We start from the raw sequence: 14,910 nt of genomic DNA on the forward strand, positions 1-14,910 counted from the left end.
AGGAAGGCAATGATGCAAAAGATTCCGATGACCGCGACCGGTTACCAGCGTCTGGAAGCCGAATTGAAGAACCTGAAGTCGGTCGAACGGCCGTCGGTGATCCGTGCGATCTCGGAAGCGCGCGAGCATGGCGACCTGTCCGAGAATGCCGAATATCATGCCGCCAAGGAGCGTCAGGGCTGGATCGAGACGCGAATCCTCGAAGTTGAGGACAAGCTCAGCCGCGCTGAAGTGATCGATGTTTCCAAGCTGTCGGGCGACAAGGTGAAGTTCGGCGCCACGGTAGTGCTGGCCGACGAAGACACCGACGAGGAAAGCACCTACCAGATCGTTGGCGCCGACGAGGCGGATATCAAGGCCGGACTGCTGTCGATTACGGCACCGCTGGCCCGCGCGCTGGTTGGCAAGTCTGCTGGCGAGAATGTTGAAGTCTCGACGCCAGGCGGCGCCAAGGCTTATGAGATCGTGTCAGTCGCCTTCAAGTAAGGCGACTGAACGAGGGAGTCCGGATGGATCGCGCGACCCTCGACAAGCTTTATAACAATCGCGAGGCTGTTCCCACGCACCCGCGGGATATTGCGCGCTGGACCACAGAAAGCGCGCGCGCGCGGGCCGAACTGCCCTGTCACGCCGATCTTGCCTACGGCCCGCATCCGCGTGAACTCCTTGACCTGTTCACACTTGCCACGCCCGGCGGGCCGCTGCTGGTCTTCATTCATGGCGGTTATTGGCAGGCGATGAGCAAGGGAGAAGCCTCGCTGATCGCCCATGGCTTCGTCTGCGACGGCCTGGCCAATGTCGCGGCCGTCAATTATCCGATCGGCCCCGAGGCGGGGATGGACCAGATCGTGGCTTCGATCCGCCGCGCGTTGCTCTGGCTGTGGCATCATGCGCCGGCCTATGGGTATGACCGCAACCGCATCTATGTCAGCGGGCATTCCGCCGGCGGTCATCTGACATTGATGGCCATGTTGACCGACTGGCCGGCGCTGGACACAGAGGCGCCTGCCGATCTGGTCAAGGGTGGGTTCTCGATCTCCGGGGTCTACGACCTGCGCCCGATCCGCCTGACGTATCTGAACGACAGGCTGGGCATGGACGATGCCGTGGCCGCGCGCAATTCGCCGCTTCTGCTGCTGCCAGCCAGCACGTCCGGCCTGCCGCCGCTCACCTGTGCCGTGGGTGGCGCGGAAACCCCGGCCTTCCTGCAGCAGCAACACGATTTCGTTACTGCATGGAAAGCACGTGGCGGGCAGGTGACCGCCATCACGGCACCGGATAAGCATCACTTCGATATTGTCGACCAGATGGCACAGCCTGGCGCGGTCCTGCAAATCGCCATGGCCGCAATGCTGCGCCGAGGGGGATGATGATGAGCGGATTGAAGCGCGTTCTTCTGGTTGACGACGACAAGACCCTGCAGGGTCTGCTGGCGGAACAGCTGGAAACCACCCGCGAGTTTTCCACGCTATGCGTCAATGATGCGGCGGCAGCGCTGCAGGCGGCGCCGACCGAGCATTTCGACGTGGTTCTGCTGGATGTCGGCCTGCCCGACATGGATGGCCGCGACCTGTGCCGCGAATTGCGGAACCAGGGCCTGCGGGCGCCCGTCATCATGCTGACCGCTGCCGATGGCGAGGCCGATACCATCATGGGCCTGGAGGCCGGTGCCAACGACTATGTCACCAAGCCGTTCAAGCTCGGTGTTCTGATGGCGCGCATCCGCGCCCAGCTGCGCCAGTTCGAGCAGAGCGAGGACGCCGTCTTCACCATCGGGCCCTACAGTTTCCGCCCGGCCGGCAAGCTGCTGCTGGATAACGAGAAGGCCGGCAAGAAGGTGCGGCTGACCGAAAAGGAAACCGCGATCCTGAAATACCTGCTGCGGGCTGGCACCAAGCCGGTGCAGCGCGAAACCCTGCTGGCGGAAGTCTGGGGCTACAATGCCGGAGTTTCCACCCATACGCTGGAGACGCATATTTATCGCCTGCGCCAGAAGATCGAACGTGATCCCAGCACCGCCAGGCTGCTGATCACCGACCCGGGTGGCTACCGCCTGCAACCCTGATTGCGGCAATACAGCTGATATCCATACGGTGACTACTGGCCGCTGAATTTTGGCGGGCGCTTCTCCGCCATGGCCGCCCGGCCTTCCTGGAAGTCGGCGGTGCGGAAGCTGCCGGCGGCGCGGTCGCGGGCAGCCCGTTCGTCAAACAGGCCGGCGGCGACTTCGTTCAGGCTTTGCTTCATGCCACGCACGGCCTGCGGTGCCAGTGCCGAGAACGTGGCGGCCAGGGCCTGGGCCCGTTCGGATAGGGCATCCGGTTCCACCAGCCAATCAAGAAAGCCGGTACGCAGCATCTCGGCATCGTCGAAGGTTTCGGTGGCGAGGAACAGCCGCTTGGCCGGGCCCAGGCCCAGCCGGGTGACGGCGCGTTTCAGACCATGCGGGTGGTACTGAATGCCAAGCTTGGCTGGCGGGATGAAGCAGCGGATGCCGCGTGCGCCGATCCGGAAATCGCAGGCCAGCGCCAGATCGGTGCCACCGCCATATACGCCGCCCTGCAGCACGCACAGCGTCGGGAAGGGCAGGTTTTCCAGCCGGTCGGAAACACGCTCCAGGGGGTTGTCGCGCCAGTCATGGCCACTGACGGCACCGAAATCGACCCCGGCGCAGAAGCTTTTGCCCTGGGCACAGAGCAGAAGTGTGCGGATATCGGACCGCCCGGCCAGCCCGATCAGGGCCGCGTCCAGGGCCTCAAGGTCAGCGATTTCAAGGGCATTGTGCTTTTCCGGCCGGCAAAATGTGATGGTCGCCAAAGAACCTTGGATTTCGGCAAGAAATACTTGAGACATCCCTCGGTCCGCCCTTAATCTTCTCCATGACAGATTTCCGCACAGACCTAGCCAGCCGGCAAGGCTCAGTCGGCACAGAAGGCACTCCATCCCTCGACGCTGACGGGAAAAAGGAGGCCACGGTGGGGGTTGAAGATTTTTACGTCCGCTTCTGGGGCGTGCGCGGCAGCATAGCCGTCGGCTCGCCGGAAGTGATGCGCTATGGCGGCAACACTTCGGCAATCGAGGTGCGCTGTGGCTCGCATCTGCTGATCTTCGATACCGGCACCGGCGTGCGGGCGCTCGGCATCGCTTTGAGCGATCAGAAGCAGCCGATCGATGCGGACGTGTTCTTCACCCATACCCATTACGACCATGTCTGCGGCCTGCCGCATTTCTGCCCGGCCTTCGATCCGCGCAATACACTGCGCATCCATGCCGGCCATGTTACCGATAACGGCGGCATCAAGGGCGTGCTGAAGCAGATGATGTGCTCGCCGCTATTCCCGGTGCCGCTGGAAATTTTCCAGGCCAATCTGAGCTTCCATGATTTCGAGCAGGGTGCCGTGCTGCATCCGCATCCGGGGGTCACCGTGCGCACCGGACCGCTGAGTCACCCCGATCTCGCCACCGGTTACCGCGTCGAATTCCAGGGCAAGTCGATCTGCTACCTGACTGATACCGAGCACCCGGCGGAAGGCCATGACGAGAATATCCTCAAGCTGATCGATGGCGCCGATATCGTGATCTACGACTCGATGTACACCGATGAGGAATATGTCTGCCGCAAGGGCTGGGGCCATTCCACCTGGCAGGCCGGCGCGCAACTGTGCGATGCCGCCGGAGTGAAGACTTTTGTAGTCTTCCATCACGACCCCGAGCACGATGACGCCTTCATGGACAAGGTTGCGTCCGACGTCGAGAAAGCGCGCCCGGGCTCTGTCGTGGCCCGTGAGGGCCTGGTCCTGCGGCCGTAATGTCCGGGATCAAACACTGGCGGCGGCTCCGCATGGGGCTGCAGACGCTGCTGGGTCCGGTCTTTGGCCTGCGCCGGCAGGGCTTTTTCATTCCCTACCGTTATGCCGACAGTGTCGACGCCACACAGCCGGTCTACGCGTCGCTGGCGGAGCGGTTTGCCGCGGCCGAGCCGGTTTTCCTCGATCTGCTGCGCGGTGCCGACGACTATGCCGAGGCACTGCAGGCCATTGCCGGGGAGCAGGGCGTCGCGCCTGCGCCGAAATTCGAGCAGAGCTGGTTTCCCACCCTGGATGCCGTGGTGGCCTATACGCTGGTGCGGCAATACGGGCCGCGGCGCATTGTCGAGATCGGTTCGGGGCATTCCACCCGTTTTCTGGCCCGTGCCGCGAAAGATGCGGGCCTGCCGACCGAGATCACCGCGATCGATCCGCAGCCGCGCGCAGCCCTCACCGGCCTGCCGGTAACCTTCCACCCGGCCATCGTGCAGACCGCCGATCCGGCGATCTTCAAGGCACTGCAGCCGGGCGATATCCTGTTCATCGATTCCAGCCATATCCTGATGCCGGGCACCGATGTGGACTGGCTGTTCAATCGCGTATTACCAGCCCTGCCGCATGGTGTGCTGGTGCATATCCACGACATCTTCCTGCCGGATGACTACCCGCAGGATTGGGCCTGGCGCGGGTATAACGAGCAGCAGGCGATCGGGCCGTTGCTGGCGGGCGGTTTTACGCCATTATTTTCCAGCCACTATGCGCTGACGCGACTGGCGCGTGCAGTCAGCACCAGCATCATCGGCCGCCTGCCGCATGTGGCCGAAGCAAAACCGGCCAGCCTGTGGCTGGTGAAACCGAGCTGACGCTCGCCCTAGCGATAGGGATCGGCCGCGTCACGCAGGCCGTCGCCGAAGAAGTTGAAGGCCAGCACCACCACGATCACCGGGATCGCCGGTGCCATCAGCCAGGGATACAGCGCCACCACGTTGATATTCTGCGCCTCGTTCAGCAGCACGCCCCAGGATGTGATCGGCGGGCGCAGGCCCAGTCCCAGGAAGGACAGCGCGGTTTCGCCCAGGATCATGGACGGGATCGACAGCGTGGCCGAAGCGATCAGATGGCTCATGAAGCTGGGCAGCAGATGCCGGCCGATGATGCGGCTGGGCGAGGCGCCCATCAGCTGCGCGGCGGTGGCAAAATCCTCCTCGCGCAGCGCCAGCAGTTTGGAGCGCACGGCGCGGGCAAGGCCGGGCCAGTCGAGCAGGCCGAGAATGATGGTGATGCCGAAATAGACCAGGATCGGCGACCAGGTGACCGGCAGGGCGGCCGAGAGCGCCATCCATAGCGGCAGTTCCGGCAGGCTGCGGATCAGTTCGATCATGCGCTGGATCAGGCTGTCGATCCAGCCGCCGTAATAGCCCGATATGCCGCCCAGCACGATGCCGATGATAAAGCTGATGGCAATGCCGATCAGTCCGACCGTCAGCGAGATACGGGTGCCGAAAACAATGCGCGAGAAGATGTCGCGCCCGAGGCGGTCGGTTCCGAGCAGATAGAAGTCGCCGCCTTCGGCCGGGCAGACCAGATGGAAGCGCATCGGAATCAGGTTCATGTATTCATATTCGTCGCCCTGACAGAAGAAGCGCAGCTTCTGCACCTTGCTCAGGTCGGGCGCGTATTCGCGTTTCAGAGTTTCCGTGTTCATGCGGAAGCGCAGGCCATAGACAAACGGGCCGACGAACTGGCCGTCGTGGAACAGGTGAATCTCATGCGGCGGGGCATAGATGCCGCGTGGATTGCGGGTCTGCAGATTGTAGGGCGCGATGAATTCCGAAAACAGCGTGGAGGCGTAGATCAGCAGCAGGATGATGCCGCTCCACAGCCCGAGGCGGTGGCGCCGGAATTTCCACCACATCATCCGCCACTGCGAGGCGCGATAATACTGTTCCTGCCCGGGTGTCAGGGCTTCGATCGAATAGGGATCGAACGGAGCAGGGTTGACCCAATGCTCGGCTTCAGAGCCGGTTTTGGCCGGCTTTATCGGTTGATCGTCGCGCATCTATTTGGCCTGGCCGCCGGTCAGGCGGATACGTGGATCCAGCAGTGCCAGCAGAATGTCGGAGATCAGCATGCCGACCACGGTCAGCAGAGCGAGGAACATCAGGAATGAGCCGGCCAGATACTGGTCCAGCGACTGCAACGCGCCCAGCAGCATCGGGCCCGCCGTCGGCAGGCTCATCACCACCGACACGATCACCGAGCCGGAAACCACCGAGGGCAGCAGATTGCCGATATCGGCGATGAAGGGATTGAGCGCCATGCGGATCGGATATTTGATCAGCAGCCGCAGCGGCGGCAGCCCCTTGGCGCGTGCCGTGGTCACATATTGCTTCTGCAGCTCGTCCAGCAGGTTGGCGCGCAGGCGACGGATCATCGATGCGGTGCCCGACGTACCGATCACGACGACCGGCACAATCATGTGGATGATCAGCGACTGTATTTTTTCCCAGCTCCAGGGCGCGTCGATCAGTTCCGGGTCGACCAGGCCGCCGATGCTGACCCCGAACCAGACATTGGCGTAATACAGCATCACCAGCGCCAGCAGGAAATTCGGCGTTGCCAGGCCGATATAGCCGAACAGCGTGAAACCGTAGTCGCCCCAGGAATACTGGCGGGTCGCCGAATAGATACCGATCGGGAAGGCAACGATGTAGATGAACAGGATGGTGAAGAAGTTGATCACCGCCGTCATCAGCAGGCGGTCGCCGATCAATTCGCCGACCGGACGGTTGTATTCGAATGACCAGCCCCAATCGCCCTGCAGCAGGCCGGAGAAGCCGTTCGGGCCGGGAATGAAGCCCATCCAGATCCCATATTGCTCGAAGATCGTGCGGTCCAGCGCGTACTGGCTACGCAGGAACTCCGCACGCTCCATCGCATTGGTCTCGCCCTGCGCGCGCAACTCGGCGATCTGGTTGGTCAGGTAATCGCCGGGCGGCAGCTTGATGATCAGGAAGATCAACAGGCTGATGATCAGCAGTGTCGGGATCATCAGCAGTGTGCGACGCGCGAGGTAAGTCAGCATGTTTTTGTGCGCTTACTGGCCAAACCAGAAGGTCTCTGGGCGGTACAGGCCGACAAAAGCGCCCGGGTCCCAGTTGAAAACGCCTTCCTTGGGGATGTTGTGCAGCTTCTTGTTCGCCACGATCGGCTGGAACACGCCGGTCACCACGCCAATCGTGAAGGTTTGCTCGGCATGGATAGACAGCATACGATGCCAGATACGGGCCCGCTCGGCGCGATCGCCGGTATCCAGCCAGGCCTGATAGAGATCGAACAACTCCTGCACCAGCGGCATATCGATCGGCTCGCCCGATTTCTGCCCGGTCTCGAACCACTGGCCCCATTTCGGCCACTGCAGGCCATATTGCGAGGTCGGCGCCAGTTCGTTCGGCTTCATGTCGGCCGTCGGCAGGCCGTTTTCCATGCCGGCCCAGACGGACATCATCGCCTCGCCCGAGAAAATGCGGTTGCGCACCACATCACGCTGGCTCGGCTTGGCAAACAGCTTGATGCCGATCTTGGCCCAGTTTTCACCGATCAGCTCCAGCACATCGGTCTGCTCGGTATCTTCACCGGCGGTCTCGACAATGATTTCGGCTGGGCGGCCATCGGGCAGCAGGCGGATGCCGCTGCCGTCGCGCCGGGTCAGGCCGATCTGGTCGAGCAGGCGGTTGGCCGTGGCGACATCCAGCTGGGCATTGGTGTCCTTGTACTCCGGTTTGAACAGCGGACTGTCCGGCATCACCGTGTTGTTCGATTCGATCGCCAGACCGAAGAACAGCGACTCGTTGATGGCCTGCCGGTCGATGCCCAGCGACAGCGCGTGGCGGAAGCGCGCATCGCGCATCAGCTTGCGCCAGGTTTCGTCGTTGCTGTTCAGGTTCGGGTATAGTGCAATATGCGAACCTTTTGCGGTGCGCCAGAGCAGGGTCTTGTAGCCGGCGCGCTTCTCGTTTTCCTTCAGGAAGGTGAAGTTGCTGAAGTTGATGTTGCGGAACTGCAGATCGGCCTCGCCTGCGCCGGCCTTGGCCGGGATCAGCTTGCCATCCGCTTGTGTAAAGATGATGCGGTCGAGATAGGGCAACTGACGGCCATTGCTGTCGATGCGGTGGAAATAGGGATTGCGGGCGGCAACGAAGCGCACTGCCGGCGGCTTGGTGGTCATCGTCCAGGGATCAAGGCCGGGAAGGTCGGGGTTATCGCCCTCGACCATATTGTCCAGCCTGCCGTGCAGGGCAGCCCAGTTCGGGCGTTTGTCGGCGGCGGCGAGTGCCGCCAGCTTCTGCGGATCGGCGTAGCGGACATGGAACTGTTTCAGATAGTGCGCCGGCCGGTAGAGGTTGAAGGCCGAGGTGCCGGCAATGCGCGGCAGGAAAGCCGGGTTCCGCTTGGACCAGCTGAAGCGCACCGTGGTTGCATCGATGATTTCAACCTTGGGCTTTTCGCCGTCAACCAGCAGATCCTGCATCGGGCCCGCCGGGCTGAGGTCCCTGTTGTTGGCGACGTCTTCCCAGTAATAGCGGAAATCTTCGGTGGTGAAGGGATGGCCGTCTGACCAGCGATGGCCCTTGCGCAGGTAGAAGGTGAAGACGCGTTCGTCCTGAATCTCGAATTTTTCCAGCAGGTCCGGAACGTATTCGTATTTCTCGTTATAGGTGATCAGCCGGGTATAGCCGATCACGTTCAGCAAACGGGTTTCGCGGGCACGACTGATCATGCTGCGCAGGTCGCCACCCGGCTTGCCGGCTTCCTGCGGCGCTTTCAGTGTAACGATCAGCGGTTGTTCGGGGATTCGCTGCGCAATCGGCGGCATTTTGCCGGCGCTGACTTCCGCAGCCAGCATCGGAGTTTCCTGCAGGTCCGGCATCTGTGCCTGCGCCGCGGTGTAGGAGAGGGCGAGGGCAAGAAGCCCGGCGCCAAGGCTGGATATCGTCTTCATGCTACAAGATCCCGGAAATCGGCGCTGGCGTCAGCGCGAACGAAATGGCCCTGGCCGACATCGACCATGCGTGGATGTGTTGTGCTGTCGATGGTGAAGGGGCGTGGCCAGTCGGCCGGCCTGGACGCCTTGCCCTCCATCAGCAGATGCAGGTCGAGACGGCTGTTCGGATCTGGCTTGGGCACGGCGGCCAGCAGCGCCTTGGTGTAGGGATGCACCGGATTGTTGAACAGCTGTTCGCGCGGCGCCAGTTCCACCAGGCGGCCGGCGCACATCACGGCGATACGGTCGGCGATATAGTCGACCACAGCCAGGTTATGCGAGATGAACAGGTAGGTCAGGCCGAGTTCGGCCTTGAGATCCTTCAGCAGGTTCAGGATCTGCGCCTGGATCGAGACGTCGAGTGCCGAGACCGGCTCATCGCAGATCAGCAGTTCAGGCTGCAGGGCGAGGGCGCGGGCAATGCCGATACGCTGGCGCTGTCCGCCGGAGAAGGAATGCGGATAGCGGCGCAGGAAGCGCGGATCGAGACCGACCAGCGACATCAGCTCCTTGACGCGCTGGAAGCGCTCTTCCTCGTCACCGATCTTGTGGATGACCAGCGGTTCGGAAACGATATCGAACACCGTCATGCGCGGATTGAGCGAGGAAAACGGATCCTGGAAGATGAACTGTACCTGGCGGCGGTAATTGAACAGCGCCTGGTCTTCCAGCTGCAGCACATCCGCGCCATTGAAACGGATGTTGCCGCTGTCGGGCTTGATCGCCCGCAGGATCAGTTTGCTGGCGGTTGTCTTGCCGCAGCCGGACTCGCCGACCAGACCCAGGCATTCACCGCGCTGCACCGTGAAGCTGATGTCATCCACGGCCAGCGCAGTTGCGGCAGGTCCGGGCCGGAACAGGCCACCCTTGCGCAAGGTGAAGCTTTTGCTGACATGCTCGACTTCCAGCAGGGGTTCGCCGCGCTTGCCCGTATCTGCCGGTTTGCCGCTACGCAGCAGGGTGCCGACTTCGCCCTTGATCTCGCGCAGGGGCACCAGCCGTTCGCCCGGCTTCATGTTGAAGCGCGGCACGGCATTGAGCAGGGCTTTCAGATAGGGATGCTGCGGGTTGCCGAAGATATCCTGCAGGCCACCGCGCTCCATGGCCTGGCCGTGATACATCACCACGATCTCATCGGCCATGTTGGCCACCACGCCAAGATCGTGCGTGATCATCAGCACGGCCATGCCGAGTTCAGACTGCAGGTCTTTCAGGAGTTTGAGAATCTGCGCCTGAATGGTCACATCCAGCGCCGTGGTCGGTTCGTCGGCGACCAGCAGGGCGGGGCGGCAGACAAGTGCCATGGCGATCATGGCGCGCTGGCGCAGACCGCCCGACAGCTCAAAGGCGTAAGTGCGCAAGGCGCGCTGCGGGTCGGGGAAGCCGACCAGCCGCAGCATATCTGTCGTCAGCTCGCGCGCTTCGCTTTCGCCGGCCTTGCGATGCAGCCGCAGGGCTTCGGTGATCTGGTCGCCGATGGTATGGAGCGGACTCAGCGAGGTCATCGGTTCCTGGAAAATGATCGAGATGCGACCGCCCTGCAGTTGCCGCATGGCGCTTCCGCCGCGCGGCAGCTCAGCGATATTGGTGGTCTGGCCCGGCAGCTGCGGGTCGTGGAACAGGATTTCACCGCCGGCGATGCGGGCCATGCGCGGCAGGATGCCCATGATCGCCTGGCTGACCACGGATTTCCCCGAGCCCGACTCACCGACCAGCGCGACCGTGCCGCCCTGGGGAATGTTGAAGCTGATACCGTTGACGGCGCGGACAACACCCTCCGGCAGGTCGAACTGGACCTGCAGATTCTTGACCTCAAGCACGTTGCGGTTCAGCTCCGGATTGCTCACGGCTGGTATCCCCGGTGGCTCTCATTCACGCTGTACAGGCGCGTGGCATTCAGGCGGGAGGCTTCACTGACAGCAATGCCATTGCGCTCGGCCGCGGCGAAGGCCTGCTCGACCAAGGATGGAAAACCAATCAAATCGCTATCGGCCCGCAAAGTTCCCCCATCTGCCTCGATCGTTAACTGCAGCCAGCCCTCGCTGCGGTCGTGACGGGTGGAATAATAGCGCAGATTGACGGCCCTGATCCCCGACCATCGCAACGCCAAAGCCCCACCCCATCCCCATCGGCCCAGCCCGGGGCGGTCAAACCACAGGCTGCGCCGGACCACCCCGGACGCGTCGAGTTCGATCTCGATCTGCTGACGCCATAACGTGACGGCGCCAAGCCAGGCGAGCAACAGGCTCAACCCGACCAGCAGTCCAAAAATGACAGATTGGAGGGCGGTGAACAACACTAGTCCCAGACAGATGGCGAGGCCGACAGCCGCCCGCAGGTAGTCCGGCCAGAGACGGGCGAGGGGGTAATACAGCCGCGTCATGACGTCGGCGTGACAGCCGGTGGAACAGCCGGCGGTGAACCGATCTGCAGGGCGGCAGCCGGGTCGAGCCACCGCACTGCGGCATGCCGCGTTGTCGTCGCCAGGAAGACATCCGTGAAGTGCCAGATGGTCTCGTCATGGCGCAGGTGGTGGGTCAGCAGGCCAACAGGCTGCAGTTGCTGTTCGCCCAGTCGCATGGCGCGCAAAAGCGCGCTGGCAGCGGTCAGACTGCGCATGGCGGCACCGGAGTTATCAGTGCCGTGCCAGTCGATCGGGTCCACATGGGTGTTGAGCCAGGCCAGGCCGGGCGCAGCCCAGTAGGTTTTACGCGGCGTGAATCCGGAAGCGGCCGTGTAGCCCAGACGGGGCATTTCAGGCAGGCAGTCGGCGGCCAGCCGGTTCCAGGGTGGCACGAAGATCGGCTGAAACTGCCGGCCAAAATGCTGCCGCATCAGAGCCTGCCCGGCCTGCAGGTCGGACAGGCGGTCAGCCAGGGGGCGGCTGGCGGGAAATTCGCATTTCTTTTCGGTCAAACTGGCGTGATTGCGATGGGCATAGCCATGCTGCAGCGCAGCAATTCCATCGTGGCCCGCCAGCCGGCCAGCAAGGCTCTCCTGCAGCTGCGCCGGGATGATCGCAAGCGCCAGGGGAGCTTCACGGGTGGCTTGCAGTTCCAGTAGCCGGTCGAGCGCCGGCGAGGCTGCTACGGCATCGTCATCACGCCACCAGAAATAAGCCGTGCGGCCCTGGGCCGCCCAGAGATCGAGTTCGGCGGTCAGGCCCTGCCAGGCAGCGGCGGTCATGGCCGGGCCTCCACCAGTTCACGCACCCGCCGGGCGGTATCCTCGGCCCCGTCCAGCCGAATGGCGCGTGGATCGGGCCTGGGCGCGGTCAGCGCCCGGTCGATGGCCCGGGCCAGGGTTTCGGGATTGGTGTCCTGCTCCGACAGGATCTGCAGCAGGCCGCGTTGCGCCAGCAGCTCGGCGCGCAGCGTCTGCTCGGTTTCGCGGCCACCGGCAAAAGGCACCACCACGGCACGCGCTCCGCTGCCCAGGGTTTCCATCACGGTGTTGTAGCCGGCCTTGCTGATCGACAGCAGGCAGTGACGCAGCATGCCCGGAAAATCTGGCCGCACGGGCTCGATGATCACATCGGGTCCTGCTCGCTGCTGGAGTGCGGCAATGGCACCCGCATCCTCCTGCGGGCTGACCAGCAGGCGCCAGGGTGCGGCATGGGCCAGCGACAACGGCCGTGCTGCCAGCGCGGCATCAAACAATGCCATACCCACTGCGCCGCCACCGGCCGAGACCAGCACCTCCCCGGCGCCGGCGTCGGTTGCGGCGACGGCATGCCGTTCGGCGATGTAGCCGGTGTAGTACAGCTTGTCGCGAATCTGGCTGGCCAGCGGGAAGGTCTGCTCGAATGGCACGATGGCCGGATCGCCATGTACCAGCACGCCATCATAATAGGTTTGCAGCCATGACAGGGTGTCGAGATCATGCTGCGGCTTGCTGCGGTCGACCAGGATATCGCGCACGGAGCAGAAAATCAGGGGGCGCCGCGGCTGCCGGTGCAGTTTGTCCAGTAAGGGCAGCAACTCGAACCGCATCTGCCGGCGACCGAAGGGAAACAGCTCGGTCAGGATGGCATCAGGACTGAATGCCGTCACCGTAGCCTGCAGCTTGTTGCTCCGCATCGCTTTCCAGGCGTCAGTGATTTCGCTGTCGGTTTCATCCAGCAGAATCTTGAATGTGGCATCCTTGGCGCGTGCAGGCGGCAGTTGGACGAAATCGATGCCATCCAGGCCATGCAGGGTGGGGTCGGGCAGGCCACCCGAAACCAGCATGGTCGTGCAGCCGCCGCGTCGCATCGCACGGGCGATTGTCGCCACGCGATGCAGATGCCCGACGCCGAGCAGGTGCTGCACATAGATCAGGACGCGCGGCGCGGCCATCGTCACTCCAGCGGAACATTGGCGGCGGCCAGAACGGGCCGCCCATCCTCCGTTATGCTAAATTCCTGCAGGCAGCGCCAGTCGAGCCTGACGGGCGGCTTGCCCAGCATCGGCCAGTCGAAGGCGAGCGCCAGGATCGCGCGGATCACGCCCTTGTGGGTGACGGCGCCGGCATTGCCCGGCAGATTGCGCAGCCAGGGCAGCAGGCGTTGCTGGACTTGGCGCGGGCTTTCGCCGCCGGGTGGCTGCAGATCGAGGCCAAGAGCTTCATAGGCGGCAAAGGCAGCGCCATATTTGGCATGAAGTTCTTCCAGCGTGCTGCCTTCATACGCGCCCCAGTTCATTTCGATCAGGGCCGGTTCGGCGGTGGCCTGCAATCCCAGCAGAGCAGCGGTTTCCTGCGTCCGGCGCAGTGGGCTGGCATACCAGGTCCAGCCCCGATAGGCGGCCGGAATGCGCCGGCCGCCGAACTGCTGCCGGCCAGCCTCGGACAGCGCTGTATCGGTGCGGCCCTGCAGGCGTTTTTCGGCATTCCAGTCGGTTGGCCCGTGGCGCAGCAGCACGATATGGCGGGTCATGCCGGCAGCCCCAGTTGTGTGAACAGGGTTTGCAGCCGTTTCTGTGCCGCACTCATCGACAGGTCACGGGCGACACGCAGCGGTGCGGCAGCCGCCATGCGCAGTCGCAGGGCCGGATCGGTGAGCAGGTTGCGCAGCGCGGTTGCCAGCGTTTGCGGCTGGTCATCGGCTGTCAGCCAGCCGGTTTTGCCATGTGCCACGATATCAGGCACGCCGCGCGTATCCACCGACAGCACGGGCAGGCCGGCGGCCTGCGCTTCCAGCAATGCCATGCCATAGGCTTCGTTCACGGCAGGCCAGACATACAAATCGCTGGCCGCATAAAATGCCGCAAGGCTGTCTGCATCAAGCTGACCGGTCAGTGTTATCCGGTTGCCCAGGGGCGCAAAGGCGGTCTGCACGGCCTGGTGTTCGGGGCCATCGCCGACCAGCACCGCATGCCAGTCCGCCTCCGCCACCAGCGGCAGGGTTTCGGCCAGGCGCTGGAACGACGCCAGCTTGTCGCCGCTGCGCATCATGCCGACAGCCAGCAGCCATGGACGATCCGGCGGTAAGCCAAACTGCGCGCCCAAGGCGTTGCGATGCTGCTGGCGCCGCGTGGCTGCGGCCGTGAATGGCGCCGGATCGATGAAAGGAGCGAAATACTGCACCCGCGTGCCGGCGCAGGCGATCAGCGGCGGCAGGTCGTATCGCGTGATGGCCAGCAGGGCATCGGCGGCTGACAGCGCCTGCATGGCCTGGGCATAGCCTTTTGCCCAGGCGCCCTCCCGGCGCCGCGGCGAGTCCGAGGCCTCGGCAATCACATAGGGCAGGCCGAAGCGCTGCTTCAGGGCCGGGCCGATGTAATCGGCGGCCTTGTGATAGACATGGTAGGTAAACAGCAGATCGGGTTTGCGGCGTATATCCTGCAGCCAGCTGCGGCTCAGGCTGTCGACTGTGGTGGCGGCGGCATTGGCTGTGGCGGCTTCGTGTGCCGTATCGCCGTCGCGATTGAAACTGCGCAGATCGGAGAGCAGCTCGATATCATGGCCCATGCCACGTAGGGCAGCCATGAAGAGCCGGGCGACGCGACGATCGCCAGATGGCGCCGGATGATCGGGCGGCTTGAGCGGTGCATAGAAGCCGATCCGCATCGCCGCGCTCCG

At 63.5% G+C, this 14,910-nt stretch carries 15 protein-coding genes; 5 read left to right on the forward strand and 10 right to left on the reverse strand.

Annotated elements, in window-relative coordinates:
* Positions 1 to 12 precede the first annotated feature (12 nt).
* Genes greA through AAG799_RS05540 form a run of 3 tightly spaced genes read left to right on the forward strand, consistent with a single transcriptional unit; the run spans position 13 to position 2,065 of the window.
* Positions 13 to 486 (forward strand): transcription elongation factor GreA, encoded by a 474-nt coding sequence (greA, locus tag AAG799_RS05530; RefSeq protein WP_341894804.1) that lies wholly within the window; start codon positions 13 to 15, stop codon positions 484 to 486.
* A gap of 23 nt (positions 487 to 509) precedes the next feature.
* Complete coding sequence (locus AAG799_RS05535; RefSeq protein ID WP_341894805.1) at positions 510 to 1,370, forward strand: alpha/beta hydrolase; 861 nt, start codon at positions 510 to 512, stop codon at positions 1,368 to 1,370.
* A gap of 2 nt (positions 1,371 to 1,372) precedes the next feature.
* Positions 1,373 to 2,065: a response regulator transcription factor gene (locus tag AAG799_RS05540; protein WP_341894806.1), complete on the forward strand. Its 693-nt coding sequence runs from the start codon at positions 1,373 to 1,375 to the stop codon at positions 2,063 to 2,065.
* 32 nt (positions 2,066 to 2,097) lie between these two features.
* Here AAG799_RS05540 and AAG799_RS05545 read toward each other — a convergent pair whose 3' ends face one another.
* The gene (locus AAG799_RS05545; protein ID WP_341894807.1) at positions 2,098 to 2,943 is read right to left on the reverse strand and encodes an enoyl-CoA hydratase-related protein; all 846 of its coding nucleotides are present in this window, start codon (positions 2,941 to 2,943) and stop codon (positions 2,098 to 2,100) included.
* Positions 2,944 to 2,975: 32 nt separating this feature from the next.
* Here AAG799_RS05545 and AAG799_RS05550 point away from each other — a divergent pair, with 32 nt between their 5' ends.
* Together AAG799_RS05550 and AAG799_RS05555 are read left to right on the forward strand one after the other, a co-directional pair.
* Positions 2,976 to 3,809: an MBL fold metallo-hydrolase gene (locus AAG799_RS05550; RefSeq protein WP_341894808.1), complete on the forward strand. Its 834-nt coding sequence runs from the start codon at positions 2,976 to 2,978 to the stop codon at positions 3,807 to 3,809.
* 32 nt (positions 3,810 to 3,841) lie between these two features.
* Positions 3,842 to 4,669 (forward strand): class I SAM-dependent methyltransferase, encoded by an 828-nt coding sequence (locus AAG799_RS05555; RefSeq protein ID WP_341894809.1) that lies wholly within the window; start codon positions 3,842 to 3,844, stop codon positions 4,667 to 4,669.
* A gap of 8 nt (positions 4,670 to 4,677) precedes the next feature.
* Here the strand turns inward: AAG799_RS05555 and AAG799_RS05560 are convergent, their stop codons facing one another.
* From AAG799_RS05560 to AAG799_RS05600, 9 genes are all read right to left on the reverse strand, one after another.
* Positions 4,678 to 5,865 carry an ABC transporter permease gene (locus tag AAG799_RS05560; RefSeq protein ID WP_341894810.1) on the reverse strand — a complete coding sequence of 396 codons (1,188 nt, stop codon included), beginning with the start codon at positions 5,863 to 5,865 and terminating at the stop codon, positions 4,678 to 4,680.
* Complete coding sequence (locus AAG799_RS05565) at positions 5,866 to 6,891, reverse strand: ABC transporter permease (protein WP_341894811.1); 1,026 nt, start codon at positions 6,889 to 6,891, stop codon at positions 5,866 to 5,868.
* A gap of 12 nt (positions 6,892 to 6,903) precedes the next feature.
* Complete coding sequence (locus AAG799_RS05570) at positions 6,904 to 8,808, reverse strand: ABC transporter substrate-binding protein (RefSeq protein ID WP_341894812.1); 1,905 nt, start codon at positions 8,806 to 8,808, stop codon at positions 6,904 to 6,906.
* Positions 8,805 to 10,697 carry an ABC transporter ATP-binding protein gene (locus AAG799_RS05575; protein ID WP_341894813.1) on the reverse strand — a complete coding sequence of 631 codons (1,893 nt, stop codon included), beginning with the start codon at positions 10,695 to 10,697 and terminating at the stop codon, positions 8,805 to 8,807. The genes AAG799_RS05570 and AAG799_RS05575 overlap by 4 nt, the downstream gene beginning before the upstream one ends.
* A complete protein-coding gene (locus AAG799_RS05580) occupies positions 10,694 to 11,146 on the reverse strand; it encodes a hypothetical protein (protein WP_341894814.1) in 453 nt (150 codons plus the stop codon). The genes AAG799_RS05575 and AAG799_RS05580 overlap by 4 nt, the downstream gene beginning before the upstream one ends.
* Positions 11,147 to 11,229: 83 nt before the next feature.
* Positions 11,230 to 12,036 carry a polysaccharide deacetylase family protein gene (locus AAG799_RS05585; RefSeq protein WP_341894815.1) on the reverse strand — a complete coding sequence of 269 codons (807 nt, stop codon included), beginning with the start codon at positions 12,034 to 12,036 and terminating at the stop codon, positions 11,230 to 11,232.
* Positions 12,033 to 13,187: a glycosyltransferase gene (locus AAG799_RS05590; RefSeq protein ID WP_341894816.1), complete on the reverse strand. Its 1,155-nt coding sequence runs from the start codon at positions 13,185 to 13,187 to the stop codon at positions 12,033 to 12,035. The genes AAG799_RS05585 and AAG799_RS05590 overlap by 4 nt, the downstream gene beginning before the upstream one ends.
* A gap of 2 nt (positions 13,188 to 13,189) precedes the next feature.
* A complete protein-coding gene (locus tag AAG799_RS05595; RefSeq protein WP_341894817.1) occupies positions 13,190 to 13,765 on the reverse strand; it encodes a histidine phosphatase family protein in 576 nt (191 codons plus the stop codon).
* On the reverse strand, positions 13,762 to 14,898 hold the full coding sequence (locus tag AAG799_RS05600) for a glycosyltransferase family 4 protein (RefSeq protein WP_341894818.1): 1,137 nt from the start codon (positions 14,896 to 14,898) through the stop codon (positions 13,762 to 13,764). The genes AAG799_RS05595 and AAG799_RS05600 overlap by 4 nt, the downstream gene beginning before the upstream one ends.
* Positions 14,899 to 14,910: the final 12 nt, after the last annotated feature.

Source organism: Ferrovibrio terrae, from assembly GCF_943371255.1.
Taxonomy (GTDB): Bacteria; Pseudomonadota; Alphaproteobacteria; order Ferrovibrionales; family Ferrovibrionaceae; genus Ferrovibrio; species Ferrovibrio terrae_B.

Excerpts from the sequence above, each read along its gene's own strand:
- greA (WP_341894804.1), top strand. The coding sequence starts at position 13 with ATGCAAAAGATTCCGATGACCGCGACCGGTTACCAGCGTCTGGAAGCC.
- AAG799_RS05535 (WP_341894805.1), top strand. The coding sequence starts at position 510 with ATGGATCGCGCGACCCTCGACAAGCTTTATAACAATCGCGAGGCTGTT.
- AAG799_RS05540 (WP_341894806.1), top strand. The coding sequence starts at position 1,373 with ATGAGCGGATTGAAGCGCGTTCTTCTGGTTGACGACGACAAGACCCTG.
- AAG799_RS05545 (WP_341894807.1), bottom strand. The coding sequence starts at position 2,943 with ATGGAGTGCCTTCTGTGCCGACTGAGCCTTGCCGGCTGGCTAGGTCTG.
- AAG799_RS05555 (WP_341894809.1), top strand. The coding sequence starts at position 3,842 with ATGGGGCTGCAGACGCTGCTGGGTCCGGTCTTTGGCCTGCGCCGGCAG.
- AAG799_RS05560 (WP_341894810.1), bottom strand. The coding sequence starts at position 5,865 with ATGCGCGACGATCAACCGATAAAGCCGGCCAAAACCGGCTCTGAAGCC.
- AAG799_RS05565 (WP_341894811.1), bottom strand. The coding sequence starts at position 6,891 with ATGCTGACTTACCTCGCGCGTCGCACACTGCTGATGATCCCGACACTG.
- AAG799_RS05570 (WP_341894812.1), bottom strand. The coding sequence starts at position 8,808 with ATGAAGACGATATCCAGCCTTGGCGCCGGGCTTCTTGCCCTCGCCCTC.
- AAG799_RS05585 (WP_341894815.1), bottom strand. The coding sequence starts at position 12,036 with ATGACCGCCGCTGCCTGGCAGGGCCTGACCGCCGAACTCGATCTCTGG.
- AAG799_RS05590 (WP_341894816.1), bottom strand. The coding sequence starts at position 13,187 with ATGGCCGCGCCGCGCGTCCTGATCTATGTGCAGCACCTGCTCGGCGTC.
- AAG799_RS05595 (WP_341894817.1), bottom strand. The coding sequence starts at position 13,765 with ATGACCCGCCATATCGTGCTGCTGCGCCACGGGCCAACCGACTGGAAT.
- AAG799_RS05600 (WP_341894818.1), bottom strand. The coding sequence starts at position 14,898 with ATGCGGATCGGCTTCTATGCACCGCTCAAGCCGCCCGATCATCCGGCG.